Annotated in this window: 14 protein-coding genes; 6 read left to right on the forward strand and 8 right to left on the reverse strand. The window is 61.9% G+C overall.

Going from position 1 to position 13958, the window contains the following annotated elements; translation table 11 throughout:
* The first annotated feature begins 59 nt into the window (after positions 1 to 59).
* Both cmoA and cmoB read left to right on the forward strand, forming a co-directional pair.
* The gene (gene cmoA, locus QAO71_RS09100; RefSeq protein ID WP_036989618.1) at positions 60 to 800 is read left to right on the forward strand and encodes a carboxy-S-adenosyl-L-methionine synthase CmoA; all 741 of its coding nucleotides are present in this window, start codon (positions 60 to 62) and stop codon (positions 798 to 800) included.
* A complete protein-coding gene (gene cmoB, locus QAO71_RS09105) occupies positions 797 to 1771 on the forward strand; it encodes a tRNA 5-methoxyuridine(34)/uridine 5-oxyacetic acid(34) synthase CmoB (protein ID WP_280164202.1) in 975 nt (324 codons plus the stop codon). Before cmoA ends, cmoB begins: the two co-directional genes overlap by 4 nt.
* Before the next feature lie 177 nt (positions 1772 to 1948).
* Here the strand turns inward: cmoB and QAO71_RS09110 are convergent, their stop codons facing one another.
* From QAO71_RS09110 to QAO71_RS09120, 3 genes are read right to left on the reverse strand one after another with little or no spacing between them, the layout of a single operon-like run.
* Positions 1949 to 2635 (reverse strand): hypothetical protein, encoded by a 687-nt coding sequence (locus tag QAO71_RS09110; RefSeq protein WP_036989615.1) that lies wholly within the window; start codon positions 2633 to 2635, stop codon positions 1949 to 1951.
* Positions 2622 to 3650 carry a TIGR01620 family protein gene (locus tag QAO71_RS09115; RefSeq protein ID WP_280164203.1) on the reverse strand — a complete coding sequence of 343 codons (1029 nt, stop codon included), beginning with the start codon at positions 3648 to 3650 and terminating at the stop codon, positions 2622 to 2624. The genes QAO71_RS09110 and QAO71_RS09115 overlap by 14 nt, the downstream gene beginning before the upstream one ends.
* Positions 3647 to 5005, reverse strand: a complete 1359-nt coding sequence (locus QAO71_RS09120; RefSeq protein ID WP_051610815.1) for a YcjX family protein — start codon at positions 5003 to 5005, stop codon at positions 3647 to 3649. Before QAO71_RS09120 ends, QAO71_RS09115 begins: the two co-directional genes overlap by 4 nt.
* A gap of 67 nt (positions 5006 to 5072) precedes the next feature.
* On the opposite strand from QAO71_RS09120, the gene QAO71_RS09125 reads away from it, so the two are divergent.
* Positions 5073 to 5474: a TM2 domain-containing protein gene (locus tag QAO71_RS09125; protein ID WP_036989612.1), complete on the forward strand. Its 402-nt coding sequence runs from the start codon at positions 5073 to 5075 to the stop codon at positions 5472 to 5474.
* Here the strand turns inward: QAO71_RS09125 and QAO71_RS09130 are convergent, their stop codons facing one another.
* Both QAO71_RS09130 and rnd read right to left on the reverse strand, forming a co-directional pair.
* The gene (locus QAO71_RS09130) at positions 5475 to 5768 is read right to left on the reverse strand and encodes a YcgL domain-containing protein (protein ID WP_074778477.1); all 294 of its coding nucleotides are present in this window, start codon (positions 5766 to 5768) and stop codon (positions 5475 to 5477) included.
* The gene (gene rnd, locus QAO71_RS09135) at positions 5765 to 6892 is read right to left on the reverse strand and encodes a ribonuclease D (protein ID WP_280165672.1); all 1128 of its coding nucleotides are present in this window, start codon (positions 6890 to 6892) and stop codon (positions 5765 to 5767) included. Before rnd ends, QAO71_RS09130 begins: the two co-directional genes overlap by 4 nt.
* Before the next feature lie 235 nt (positions 6893 to 7127).
* On the opposite strand from rnd, the gene QAO71_RS09140 reads away from it, so the two are divergent.
* Positions 7128 to 8567 carry a methyl-accepting chemotaxis protein gene (locus QAO71_RS09140; RefSeq protein WP_036989607.1) on the forward strand — a complete coding sequence of 480 codons (1440 nt, stop codon included), beginning with the start codon at positions 7128 to 7130 and terminating at the stop codon, positions 8565 to 8567.
* A 43-nt stretch (positions 8568 to 8610) separates the two neighbouring features.
* Here the strand turns inward: QAO71_RS09140 and QAO71_RS09145 are convergent, their stop codons facing one another.
* Complete coding sequence (locus tag QAO71_RS09145; RefSeq protein ID WP_036989606.1) at positions 8611 to 8895, reverse strand: ComEA family DNA-binding protein; 285 nt, start codon at positions 8893 to 8895, stop codon at positions 8611 to 8613.
* A 252-nt stretch (positions 8896 to 9147) separates the two neighbouring features.
* Here QAO71_RS09145 and QAO71_RS09150 point away from each other — a divergent pair, with 252 nt between their 5' ends.
* Together QAO71_RS09150 and QAO71_RS09155 are read left to right on the forward strand one after the other, a co-directional pair.
* Positions 9148 to 10152: a response regulator gene (locus tag QAO71_RS09150; protein ID WP_036989605.1), complete on the forward strand. Its 1005-nt coding sequence runs from the start codon at positions 9148 to 9150 to the stop codon at positions 10150 to 10152.
* A 25-nt stretch (positions 10153 to 10177) separates the two neighbouring features.
* On the forward strand, positions 10178 to 11152 hold the full coding sequence (locus QAO71_RS09155; protein ID WP_280164204.1) for a diguanylate cyclase: 975 nt from the start codon (positions 10178 to 10180) through the stop codon (positions 11150 to 11152).
* A gap of 23 nt (positions 11153 to 11175) precedes the next feature.
* Here the strand turns inward: QAO71_RS09155 and QAO71_RS09160 are convergent, their stop codons facing one another.
* Positions 11176 to 12393: an O-succinylhomoserine sulfhydrylase gene (locus QAO71_RS09160; protein WP_280164205.1), complete on the reverse strand. Its 1218-nt coding sequence runs from the start codon at positions 12391 to 12393 to the stop codon at positions 11176 to 11178.
* 18 nt (positions 12394 to 12411) lie between these two features.
* Positions 12412 to 13917 (reverse strand): amidophosphoribosyltransferase, encoded by a 1506-nt coding sequence (gene purF, locus QAO71_RS09165; protein ID WP_036989601.1) that lies wholly within the window; start codon positions 13915 to 13917, stop codon positions 12412 to 12414.
* Positions 13918 to 13958: the final 41 nt, after the last annotated feature.

Here is a 13958-nt window from a genome sequence, read left to right on the forward strand (position 1 = left end):
GGTAACACCGGCCAAGTTGAGGTAAACTTGCCTTTTGCCGACCCCAGCCGGACCCTTTCATGAGCGATGTAGACAAGCTGTTCGCTGCTCCCCTGCCCCAGGTGAGCGATTTCGTGTTCGATCACAATGTGGCACGGGTTTTCCCCGACATGATCAAGCGCTCCATCCCCGGATATCCCACCATCGTGGAGAATATCGGGGTGATCGCTGCCCAGTATGCCCAGCCCGGCACCCTGATCTACGATCTGGGCTGCTCCCTCGGCGCAGCGACCCAATCCATGCGCCGCCATCTGGGCGGCGCCGATTGCCGCATTCTGGCGGTGGACAATGCCGAAGCCATGGTGGTGCGCTGCCGCGAATACCTCGCCGCCCAGGATTCGATGATGGAAGAGCTGGTGCCGGCAACCGTGATACAGGGCGACATCCTGCAGCTGGAGCTGGAACCTTGCTCGGTGGTAGTGCTGAACTTCACCCTGCAGTTCATTGCCCCGGAACAGCGCCTGGCGGTGCTCACCCGTATTCGCCAGGCGCTGCTGCCCGGTGGCATTCTGATTCTCTCGGAGAAATTCCGCTTCGCCGATCCCGGCACCCAGCAACATCTGGAACAGGTGCATTACGCCTTCAAGCGGGCCAATGGCTACAGCGAGCTGGAAATCGCCCAGAAACGCAGCGCCATCGAGAATGTCATGCTGCTGGATACCCAGGAAGCGCATTTCGAGCGCCTGCAAGCGGCTGGGTTCAGCCATGCCTGCACCTGGTTTCAATGTCTCAATTTCGGTTCGATAATGGCCCACGCGTGATTGATTATTCCCCGCTGTATCGTGATCTGAGCGGCACCTCGCTGCAGAACTGGCTGGCCGATCTGCCAACCGCCCTGGAACGCCGACTGGCCGAGGCTCACCGGCACGGTGACCTGCCCCGGTGGCAGGCCTGCCTGCCGCAGCTGCCGGACCTGCTGCCCGCCACGGTGGAACTGCAGCAGGGCATACACATCGGTGCCGCCGATGAGCTGTCTGCCGAACAGCAGCAAGCCCTGCGCGAGACGCTGCAGGGCCTGCATCCCTGGCGCAAGGGCCCGTTCGAGTTGTTCGGTGTGCAGATCGATACCGAATGGCGCTCCGACTGGAAATGGGATCGCGTGGCACCGCATCTCACGCTCCAGGGCAAGCGGGTGCTGGATGTGGGCTGTGGCAATGGTTACCACATGTGGCGCATGTGGCAGGACGGCGCCCGCATGGTCATCGGTGTCGATCCCAACCTGCTGTTCCTGACCCAGTTCGAGGCCATCCGCCGCTACCTGCCTGACGCCCCGGTCTGGCAACTGCCGTTCACCCTGGAGGAGCTGCCGGAACCCACCGGCGGATTCGATACGGTGTTTTCCATGGGCGTGCTCTATCACCGCCGCTCACCGCTGGACCATTTGCTGCAATTGAAGGCCTGCCTGCGCCCCGGTGGCGAGCTGGTATTGGAGACCCTGGTCATCGAAGGTGATGACCAGCAATGCCTGATGCCTGAAGATCGCTATGCCCAGATGCGCAACGTCTGGTTCCTTCCTTCGGTAGCCATGCTGGAGCGCTTTCTGCGCCGCTGCGGTTATACCGACGTGCGCTGCGTCGACCTCAACCGCACCAGTGTCGAGGAGCAGCGCAGTACCGAGTGGATGCGCTTTCAATCGCTGCCGGATTTCCTCGACCCGACCAATGCCGAACTCACCTGCGAAGGTTATCCCGCACCGCTACGCGCCACCCTGCTGGCGAAACGACCTGAGTGAACTGGCAAACGGCCTCGGCCATTCGCGGGCAAGCTCGCTCCCAGCGACGGATACCTGAGACGGTCGAGCACCAGCTCGGCCAACAGCGCTAGCTGGGCCACCGCTGGCCGGGATGGAAGCCGGTCGGGTCGCGGTCGGCCTTCCATAGTGCAGCGGGGTGGAAGGCCGAATAACCGTCTATGCACTGCCGCGACGCAGCCCACTGATCCAGCCCAGAGCAAACCAGCCAGGTGGCATATCCGGCCAGTCGTTATCACCCAGCCCCGCCAGATCATGCCCGGCTATGCCGGCCCGGGCGTACAGCCGCTCCAGCCACCACTGCAGGCAGGCTCCATCACCCATGACATGCCGGTTGGCCATCTCGGTGCGCAGGCGCATGGGCAGCGATTCGAACAGCAGGCTGTCGAAGGCCGGGAATATCCTGCACTCGTTCTCCAGGTAGGCAGAGCGCGCCGCCGGCGTCAGTTCGAGCAACCGGGCCAGGGTTTCCAGTTGCGCAGCATATTCACGGTGGCTGTGCAGCGGGTCGAGCCGCTGCCGCCAATCCAGTTCCAGACGCTCCACCGCCTCCACCAGGGCCAGCGCACCGGCTGCCGGAGCATCCAGCAGGCTGGCGAGCAACTGGCGCTGCACCAGGGGCAGCGGCCGCAGCAACAAGGTCAGCTCGGCGCTGCTGGAGCCGGGTTGCGGCTGCCAATGACCCAGCTGACCATCCGGCAGGCTGCTCGCCCGCACACAGCGTGCCGGCCAACTGGCGGGCAGCAGTTGTTTCCGCAGCTCTGACCAGCGTTCGCCCAATGTCTCACGCTGTCGATCGATCCAGCGCTCCGCCAGCCAGCGCCGGCGCGATTTAAAGCTTGTCATCCGTTACCTTTCCCAGACGTTCCCTGATGCCCTGGATAATGCCACGGTTATCTTCGGCCAGCCCAGTGCGGTTGGGCAACGGCACAGCGCGGCACAGGTCGAGGGTAAAATGTCCGAGTCGCGCGCTGTACAGCCCGACGCCGATACCCTGCCCCACCCGGGCGGCGAGCTTTTCCAACAGCCCTGACAGCAGGCTGTCACTGAGCGCGCCGATGGCCATCTCGCTGCCGCCGGCCAGGGCGATATTACGCAGCACGTGGCGCGCCAGGCGCCAGCTGTTCAATTGGGTAATGGGCAGGCCGTAACAGATGGCGATGCGCTGCATCATCCGGACATTGCGCCACACCACCAGCAGCAGATCGACCGTGACCCAGGGGCTGGTCGCCACCAGCAGGCCAGTGCCCACCGCTTCGCGGCGCAGCAGGCGCCGTGCCTGCTCGTCCAGTGGCTGGTAGAACAGCAGGCTCAGCCGCCGACTGACCTCCTCGGCGCTGTGCGAGGTATCCAGGTCCGCACATGCCAGCGCCAGACGCGATTGCAGTGGCGTGTCCCGGTACAGTGCCTGCAGGCGCTCCAGCCAGTCTACCGCCAGCCGCTCGCGTGGGTCCGCCAGGGCTGCCTGCATTTCCAGACGCAACTGCTCCAGGTCTGTCAGCCGCGCTCGTTGCCGGCGCACATCCCGCAGCGCCTTGAGACCGGTACCGGCCAGCCCAACTCCCACCAACCCGACCACAGCGCCGGCCAGCGGCTGCCAGTGCCAGGCCGCCAGGGTCCACTGGCTCCATTCCAGTGCGACGCCACCCACCACAACGGCCCCGATCAACTTGGCCAGGCGCGCCGGCCAGCGACTGGGGGCCGGCGCGTTGAGCATCCCCGGCGCGGGCAGCTCGGCGGCCATGCTCTGCTCACGAGCCGTCGCGGTCACCTCGCCGAGCACCCGGGTGCGGGTCAGCTCCTCGGTGGTTTTTGGCTGTTCCAGGGTTTCCAGAATCCGGGTCTTGGGTTGATCAGTCATAGCGCGTGGCCCTCCACTATCCAGCCGATGAGTTCATCCATTCGGTAATGGGGGAAGGGTTCATTACGGTGCAACCCGGCCGGGGGACGCAGGTCGAGCAGCTCCGGGCCACTGATGTGCAGATCCAACGGCAGATGCTCGGGAATGCCCCCAGGCTGGTAACGGACCCAGCCGGCCTGCCCTTGCAACCCGGCGACCAGAGCGTCCCCCTCCTGGCGCGTAGCCCGTACCGCCGACAGCGGAAAGCCCCGCACTCGTACGCCGCCGTGACGCACATCCGCCAGGCTGTCGGTAAGCAGATCTTCCAGGCATTGCTGCACGGCCCGCTGCTGCTCCGGTGCAACTTGGTCAACCTTGGTCGCGCATACGGCCAGTTGGCTGATACGCGGTCGGAACAGCCGTCCCAGCAGGCTATCGCGACCATAACGGAAGCTCTGCAGTACCGATTCCAGCGCAGCTTTCAGGTCGGCCAGGGCAGCCTGCCCGGCGTCCATGGGGCCAAGCATGTCGACCAACAGGATCTGCCGGTCCAGTCGGCTGAAATGCTCGTCATAAAACCCCTTCACCACATAGTCGCGGTAATAGCGGAAACGCGCCTCGCAAACGGCCCACCAGCTTCCCGCTGGCCCCCGGGTATGGCGGTTGCCGCTGAGCAGCGGCACAAACAGCAGCATCTCGGCGGCAATACCGCTACCGGGCAGCAAGAATCGCCCCGGCTGGTTACGTGACAGACCCGCTTCGCTGCGGCTGCGCTGCAGAAAGTCGGTCCAGGCCGCAGCCAGCTCCGCTAGGCGTTGATCGTCCTGCGGCGCCAGCGGATCGATTGCCTCCAAGGCCTCGCGCAACGGTCCGGCGAGACTGCGCCGGGGCTCGGCGTCCAGCCATTCGCGCATCTGCTCACACCATTGGCCGTAATCCATGCCCAGCAACGGCAGGTCGAGCAACCACTCGCCGGGGTAGTCGAGAATCTCGATCCGCAACGAGCGGCTGCGCTGTACTCGCTGCAGCAGTCCGGTCTGGCGAAAACGCAGATCGATCACTACCCGCGACAGATCCCGGGTGGACTCAGGCCAGCGCGCCGGCTCACCGGCCAGGGCCTCCAACGCCCGCAAATAGGCAAAGGGTTGCTCCACCCCCTCCCGCTGCCAGCGCACCGCCTCCAGCCGATCAAAGGGTGCGCGCCTGGCCAGCAGGCCGCGCTGGTGGTTTTCCAGCTGGTTGATCAGGCTGGTGATGAAGGTAGTTTTGCCGGCCCGGCTGAGGCCGGTCACCCCTACTTTCACATGCGGATTGCCCAGGCTGGTCGCCTGCTGTCGAACCTGCTCCAGCCACTGCGGTGGTTTTATTGCTGCCATGCAGGCACTCCCGAACTAATCTATGGTCTATGGGCAGTATCGCATAACAAGGACAGGGAAAAATTCAATGGCATATGCAGACACACACAGCAAAGCAGTAGGTTATCTGCTGTGGATATTCGGTTTCATGGGCGCCCACCGTTTCTACTACGGCAAGCCGTGGACCGGTACCCTCTACTTCTTCACCCTCGGCTTGTTCTTCATCGGCTGGATCGTTGACCTGTTCCTGATTCCAGGCATGGATCGGCAGGCCGATCAGCGGTTTCGCAGCGGCCGGATCAATTTCAACCTGACCTGGATCCTGCTGACCTTCCTCGGGATCTTCGGCGCCCACCGCCTGTACATGGGCAAGTGGATCACCGCCATCATCTACTTCTTCACCGGCGGCCTGTTCCTGCTGGGCGTGCTCTATGACTACTGGACGCTGAACGAGCAGATCTCGGTCAAGAACATGGAAAAGGCCTGGTAATCACACCGGGTCGTTGCGCGTAAGCAGCTCATCAGGAAGATGCACTATCCAGTCTTCCTGCTTGGGCGGCATCTGCAGGTGATAACCCTGGTTTTTCAGATTGTCGAGTACCTGCAGTATGTCTTCCCGCGCCAGCTTGCGCTCTTCGGTGAGCACCATGTCCATGGCGTGCTCGGGCTTGCCGAACAGTTTCAGCAATTGCTCGGGCACCTCACGGGTGCCCTTCTCGCGCGGCACATACAGATACATGCCCTGCTTGCGCGGGCTGCGGTAGATCGAACACAGCATCTTCATGCGGGTTGCCCCTTGCTGGAAAATTGATTGGCCAGGGCCAGCAGTTCATCACCCATCAACTCGCGCCGCCAACCGCTCAGCTCTGCAGGCAGCGTATAGGGCCCGCAGGGATAGCCGGTGCGCACCATGGCTTCGAGCACCTTCTTGCGCAGTACGATTTCGCTGGCCATGCCCAGTCGCTCGGCATGCCGCTGCCCCACCTTGCGCAGATTCTTCAGCAGTCGGTTGGCATCAGCCGGCAAGGGTTCGGGCATCGGCGCGGGCCAGTTCTCCGGCGGTACCGCCAATCCCTGCTGGATCAACTCAATGATAGTCTGGCCATCGTGTCGTACGGTGCGCGGATGCATGTCCTCCAGGCGGGCCAGTTGCTGCAGGGAGTCAGGCTGACGTTGCACCAATGGGCACAAGGTCGATTCGCGCAGCAGACGATTGCGTGCCTGATCCCGTTGCCGCGCCTCGCGTTCGCGCCAGTCGCACAACACCTGCAAGATGGCCAGCTCCGCGGGCTTCAGCCGCCAGGCCTGCTTGATCCGCCGGTAGGCTTCCGCCGGTTCCATGATGGTTCGCGCATTGGCCACCAGCTCGGCAGTATCCTCCAGCAGCCACTCGGTCAGCCCTGCTGCCTCGATACGGGGTGCCAGTATCTGATAGACCGCCGCCAGGTAAAGGGTATCATCCGCCGCATACTGCAACTGCCGTTCACTCAGTGGACGCTGCAACCAGTCGGAACGGGTTTCCTCCTTTGCCAGCTCAACGCCCAACAGATTGCTGACCAGCCGGGAATAGCCCATGGAAAAGTCCATGCCCAGAAAGGCCGCAGCCAGTTGCGTATCGAACAGCGGCGCCGGCAACGCGCCGCACAGGTGCTGAAAGACTTCCAGGTCTTCGCTGCAAGCGTGCAGCACCTTGACGACGTCAGGACTCTCCAGCAACGCAACCAGTGGCGACCAGTCAGTGATCGTCAACGGGTCGATCATGTAGGTCCGCGCACCATCGCCGATCTGAATCAATCCGGCGATGGGGTAAAAGGTTTCAGTACGGACAAACTCGGTGTCCACGGCCACGAAGGGTAATTGCAGCCATTGTTTGCACCAGTCAGCCAGCACGGCGTCCTGGTGGATCATGAGAGGGCGGGCCTCAGTTGTCATAAATTCGGTTCCTTGACCTGATCGCACAGTATAACCGACCGACTCCCCGCCGCGGTCTGCAACTTTAGCCGGATGTGTCGCTCGTCACTTGTTTTTACTGAGTATTTTTCTCCGCAAGGGTCAAGATTGATGCGTATCAACCGATACAGAACCTAGTAGCCCTAGAATGCCTGCGCACGGCAGCGGCAATTATCAGTTCTCAGGAGTCAAAATGGCGTTTTTTCAACACCTGCAGCTCAAGTACAAGTTCTGGGCTGTCAACAGCGTCACCTTTGTCAGCACCATGCTGCTGGTTCTCGTCGCGCTCTGGGTAGAACAGGACCGGATTCACGAACTGCGCCAGGAACTGGCCCGAGAGATACTCGCTCAGCCCCAGACCGACACACAGTTGACCGGGCTGCGCTGGTTGCCGGCAGGTAACACCGCAGCCACCGCCACCGGCACGGCGACCTGGCTGCCGCCAGAGCAGTTGTCGATATCGCAAACAACCGATGCCATGCATGGCGCCTGGTTGATCAATCAGGGTGGCGAGGCGCGATTGCTCGGGGTTGAGCGGCAGGGCTATATCGCTCTGCTGCTGGACCGTGCCCCCCTCTATGCGATAGTGGTGCTGGCGTTGATGCTGGGCGTACTGATGGTGTCTCAGCTGCTCATCTCCTTCATCACGCGCAACCTGCTGGCACTGCGCGATGTCATGCTCACCGTGCAGGAAACCGGTGATCTCACGCTGCGCGCGCCGGTGGTATCGCGGGATGAGGTAGGCGCCATGGCGCAGACCTTCAACGCCATGCAGAGCGCCCAGCAAGAGGTTGTGGGCACCGTGCGTCAGGCCGCCAGCCAGCTGGAACAGGGCACCGATGAAATGGCGCGCCTGATGAGCAGCGTCAAGGATGGCATGGTTACCCAGCAAGGCGAAACCGATATGGTCGCTGCCGCGGTCAACGAGATGAGCGCCACTGTGCAGGACATTGCCGGCAACAGCGCCGTCACCCGGGATCAATCCACCCAGGCGGATGCCATGGCCCGGGAAGGCCGCGATCAGGTATTGCGCGTCAGTCAGACGATCACCGGACTGGCCACCAGCATTGAACGCTGCACGCAGCATATGCAAAAACTCGAAGGTCACAGCCAGGAAATCAGCGGCGTGGTACGAGTGATCCGCGACATTGCCGAGCAGACCAATCTACTGGCCTTGAATGCCGCCATCGAAGCCGCACGGGCAGGCGATTCCGGGCGTGGCTTTGCCGTGGTGGCGGATGAAGTGCGGGCCCTGGCCCAGCGGGTACAGAACTCCACCGATGAGATCCAGCGCATGATCGAGGCTCTGCAGGGTGGCACCCATGATGCGGTGGCGGACATGCAGGATAGTGCACGCCTCACGCACGAATCGGTCGAGCAAGTGGAACAGGCGGGCTCGTCGCTGGCGGATATTACCGCCTCGGTGAGTCAGATCAGCAACGGCAACAGTGAGATCGCCTCTGCTGTCGAGCAGCAGAGCGAAGTTGCCGAGTCCATTACCCAGAGTGTCATCCAGATTCGGGATGTGACCGAACAGACGGTCATGCAGACGGTGCAGAGCGCGGCCACCAGCGAACAGCTGGCCGCCCTCGCCCATCAACTGACCGCCGCGGTCGGACGTTTGAAATCCTGATATCCAAGCTCCCGTCAGCCGCCGCTGGCGGGAGCCCATTGGATCACTGCAACGCAATTCGCTCGCGGTTCTTGTCGATGGTAGCAGGGCCGATTCCCTTGACCACGGTAAGTTGGTCAACCGATTCGAATCCGCCGTTCTCTTCCCGATAGGCAACAATGGCCTCTGCCTTGGCCAGACCGATACCGTTCAGGGTCTCGGCTATTTCCGCAGCGCTGGCATTGTTGATGTTGACTGTCACCAGCGGTTCAGCAGGGATTTCCGCGAACGCAGGTACCACAGACCAGGCGGTCAGACAGAGGATGACGGCAGCAAGAATATTTTTCATGGGTCTTTCTCCTTGGATAAATGAATACCGCACTTCAAGGGAGAAAAACCGGACAACGATCGAATGATTACGCGCTTCCCTGCGGCTGCAGAGCAAAGTACGCGCAACGCTACGCTAACAAAAGCCCCAGCAGCCGGATTTGTGAAAGGACTCTCAGTTCTGCCGCCAACTATATATATACGACAGACGCGGGGCTAGTAAGCCGACAGCAGTGATGGCATTATGCCTCATGTTAGTCTCTACCGGAAAAGGATGACCTCAGTGGACGACGCCATCCCGCTGTTGGTATGCGACGATTCAAGCATGGCCCGCAAGCAACTGATCCGCAGTCTGCCGGCGAACTGGCCGTTCCGGGTCAGTCAGGCGGAGAACGGTGTGCTCGGCCTGGAGCTGATTCGCAGCGGCCGCGGGCGGATAGTATTGCTCGACTTGACCATGCCCGAGCTGAACGGCTTCGAGGTGCTCGCCCGCGTGCGGGATGAAGGCCTGCAGGCTGAGGTAATCGTCATTTCCGGCGATGTTCAGGAAGAAGCGATACGCCGCGCCCGCGCGCTCGGCGCCCGGGCCTTTCTCAGAAAGCCGGTGGCCGCACCGGAACTGGAAGCCGCCCTGCTCGCCCTGGGCATGAATCCCGCCCCGGCAGCGCTGCAACACCATTCACAGCATCCGCTCCCCTCGGTCAGTTTCCATGACGCCCTCCGGGAGCTGTCCAACATTGCCATGGGCCGCGCTGCGGAGCTGCTCGGGCGGGCATTGAAAGTATTTGTCCACCTGCCAATACCCAACGTCAACCTGCTGGAACCCGGTGAGTTGCAGATGGCGCTGAGCGACGCCCAGGGCAATCAGCAAGTCTCGGCCATCTGCCAGGGTTATATCGGTGGTGGTGTCGCTGGCGAAGCGCTGTTGATCTTCCATGATTCGGCCATCGCCGATGTGGCCGGCCTGCTGGATACCAAACTGGACGCCAGTTCCCATCCGGAGCTACTGCTGGACCTTGCGGCAATCATCACTGGTGCCTGTCTCAATGGTCTGTCCGAGCAGTTGGGATTGCAGCTGTCGCTGGGGCATCCATTGTTGCTCGGTCAGCACTGCACCATCGACGAGCTGATCCGCCTCAACCGCCCGCGCTGGAAACAGACCCTGGCGGTGGAGATCAGCTACGGCCTGGAAGACCACGACATCCACTTCGACCTGATGCTGTTGTTCACCGAAAGCTCGGTGGAACGATTGCAGCAGCGAGTCGAGCTGCTGCTCTGATGACTCTCATGCAGGACGACCCGTCATGACCGCTCCCCTTGATATCAGCGAACTTCACTGGATGCTCGACATTGTCCAGAGCATCGACGTCGGCGTGGTGGTGCTGGATCGCGATTACCGGATCCAGGCCTGGAACAGCTTCATGGAAAACCACTCCGGTCGAAGTGCCAGCCAGGTAGCCCGGCAATCGCTGTTCGAGCTGTTTCCCGAAATTGATCGGCCCTGGTTCGCTCACAAGGTGGAAACCGCCGTCATGCTGGGCACTCGCGCCTTCACCATCTGGGAGCAGCGCCCCTATCTGATGCGGTTCAAGAGCTATCACCCGATTACCGGCCTGGCAGATGTGATGTACCAGAACGTGACCATCCTGCCACTGCGTACGGTCAGCAACAGCTCGGACCATGTCTGCCTGATCATCTATGACGTGACCAACGCGGCGGTCAACCGGCTGCAACTGGAGACGGCCAATACCCAGCTGCGCACCCTGGCCATTCATGACGGTCTGACTGGCCTGCTCAACCGGCATCACTGGGAGACCTGTCTGGAGCATGAGTTCGCCCGCCATACCCGCTACAGCAGTCCGGCCAGCCTGGTGCTGTTCGATATCGACCACTTCAAGCGTCTCAATGACAGCTATGGCCACCGGGCAGGTGACGAAGTCATCCGGCAGGTGGCCGGAGTAACTCGGCAGATGGCTCGCGAAACAGATCTGGCGGGGCGCTACGGCGGTGAGGAGTTCGTGGTTCTGCTGCCGGATACCGATCTGGTCGGCGCCGGTCAGTTTGCCGAGCGGCTACGCAGCAGCATCGCGCAGCTGCAAATCGATCATGAGGGCCAGCCGCTGTCCTGCACCGTCAGCGTCGGCATTGCCTGCATTAATAGCGAGACGACAAGTTATCACATGCTGATCGAGGAGGCGGACCAGGCGCTGTATCAGTCCAAGTCCGCCGGGCGCAACCGCATCACCTTGCATGAAGCAGGCACGCTCGTCGGACACTGAGCCCGGCGAGCATGCCGACTGGGTCAGCTCCCGGCCGCGTCCAGTCCGCGCTGCAGATCAGTACGCAGATCCGCGACCTCTTCCAGTCCGACCGCCAGCCGGATCAAGCCTTCGCGAATGCCCGCCGCTTCCCGCGTTTCCGCGCTCAGACGGCCATGGGTGGTACTGGCCGGGTGGGTGATGGTGCTTTTGGCATCGCCGAGATTGGCGGTGATGGAAATCAGCCGCGTGGCATCGATGAACCGCCACGCCGCCTCACGTCCACCCCGAACCTCGAAGCTGACTACCGCACCGAAGGCTGATTGCTGCGCCTTGGCCAGTTCATGCTGGGGATGGCTCGGCAGGCCGGCGTAGTACACCCGCTCGACCTGCGGCTGTTGTTCCAGCCACTGGGCCAGCTCCAGCGCCGCAGCACAATGGGCCTGCATACGCAAGCGCAGGGTTTCCAGGCCCTTGAGAAAGACCCAGGCGTTGAACGGACTCAGGGTTGGTCCGGCAGTGCGCAGAAAGCCGACCACTTCCTGCATGTGCTCCTTGCGCCCGGCCACGACACCACCCAGACAACGCCCCTGCCCATCGATGTATTTGGTGGCAGAGTGAATGACGATATCGGCCCCCAGGTCCAGGGGCTTCTGCAATGCCGGCGTGCAGAAACAATTATCCACTGCCAGCAGCGCGCCCTGCTCCTTCGCCACCGCCGCCAGACCGCGGATATCCACCAGCTCGGCCAGCGGGTTGGACGGTGACTCGACGAAGAACAGGCGGGTGTTGGGTTTGCAGGCGGCGCGCCAGGCGTCCAGATCAGCCAGAGTGACGTAGTCGACTTCCACGCCGAAACGCTGGAAGTACTTGTCGAACAGGCTGACCGTGGCGCCAAACACACTGCGCGAGACCAGAATATGATCGCCAGCGCTGCACAGACTCATCACCGTGGCCAGAATGGCCGCCATGCCGGAGGCTGTGGCCACCGCCTGCTCGGCATTTTCCAGCGCTGCAATACGCTGTTCGAAGGTGCGCACGGTGGGGTTCATGTAACGGGAATAGACGTTACCGACCCGCTCACCGGAAAAGCAGGCCGCGGCATCGCTGGCGCTGCGAAACACATAGCTGGAGGTCAGGAACAGGGCTTCGCCATGTTCCGCTTCCGGGCTGCGTTGCTGCCCGGCACGTACCGCCAGGGTGTCGAAGCCGGCATCCTGCAGATCACTGTCCAGCCGCCCGGGTTCCCAATCGGATATCATCTCTTGTCTCCGCGCTGATCAGTTGTTGTGCAAGCCAATCTGGGCGTTTTCGACATCGACTATCGCCTTGGCTGCATCATTACGCGACTGTTCAATCCGGCCGAGATAGGCTTCGTTGATATCGCCCGTCACGTACTCACCATTGAACACCGAGCAATCGAAATCGGTGATTGCCGGATTGCCTTCGCGCACCGCCTCGACCAGGTCTTCCAGATCCTGATAGACGAGCCAATCGGCGCCGATCAACTCGCCCACTTCTTCTGTGGTCCGGTTGTGCGCAATCAGCTCGTGGGCCGAGGGCATGTCGATGCCGTAGACGTTCGGATAGCGCACCGCCGGTGCCGCCGAACAGAAATAGACATTTTTCGCCCCAGCTTCACGGGCCATCTGAATGATCTGCCGGCAGGTGGTGCCGCGGACGATGGAGTCATCCACCAGCAACACGTTCTTGCCACGGAACTCCAGCTCCATGGCGTTGAGCTTCTGGCGCACCGACTTCTTGCGGGCAGCCTGGCCGGGCATGATGAAGGTGCGGCCGATATAACGGTTCTTGACGAAGCCCTCGCGGAACTTCACGCCCAGGTGATTGGCCAGCTCCACCGCCGAGGTCCGGCTGGTGTCGGGAATCGGGATGACCACATCGATGCCGTGATCCGGATGTTCGCGCAAGATCTTCTCGGCCAGTTTCTCACCCATGCGCAGGCGTGCCTTGTACACCAGCACCCCATCGATGATGGAATCGGGGCGAGCCAGATAGACATGCTCGAAGATACAGGGTGCATAGGTCGCGTCGCTGGCGCATTGGCGAGTGAAGATCTCGCCGTTCACGGTAATGAACACCGCTTCGCCGGGTGCCAGGTCACGAATGGTCTCGAAGCCGAGCACGTCCAGAGCAACACTTTCCGAGGCGACCATGTATTCGACGCCCTGCTCGGTTTCACGCTTGCCATAGACGATCGGGCGAATCCCGTGGGGATCACGGAAGCCGACGATGCCGTGGCCGGTAATCATTGCCACCGCGGCATAACCACCACGACAGCGATCATGCACCGTGCGCACCGCATTGAAGATGTCTTCTTCGGTTGGATTCAACTTACGCTCGCGGGCCAGCTCATGGGCGAACACATTGAGCAGTACCTCCGAGTCGGAGTTGGTATTGACGTGGCGCAGGTCGGACTCGTAGAGCTCCTTGGACAGTTGCTCGACGTTGGTCAGGTTGCCGTTGTGCGCCAGGGTGATACCGTAGGGCGAGTTCACATAGAACGGCTGCGCCTCGGCCGAGGTCGAAGAACCCGCCGTCGGATAGCGCACATGCCCCAGCCCCATGGTGCCGATCAGGCGCTGCATGTGTCGCTGATGAAAGACATCCCGCACCAGACCGTTGTCCTTGCGCAGGAACAGTCGGTCATTGTCGCAGGTCACGATGCCGGCGGCGTCCTGGCCGCGATGCTGCAGGACGGTCAAGGCATCATAGAGCGCCTGATTGACGTTCGACTTGCCCACTATGCCAACAATGCCACACATGCCTAAACACCTTTTCGTTGAATTTGAAGAAGTACCGGCGG

Origin of the sequence: Halopseudomonas sp. SMJS2 (genome assembly GCF_029866945.1) — a bacterium.
Classification (GTDB): Bacteria; Pseudomonadota; Gammaproteobacteria; order Pseudomonadales; family Pseudomonadaceae; genus Halopseudomonas; species Halopseudomonas bauzanensis.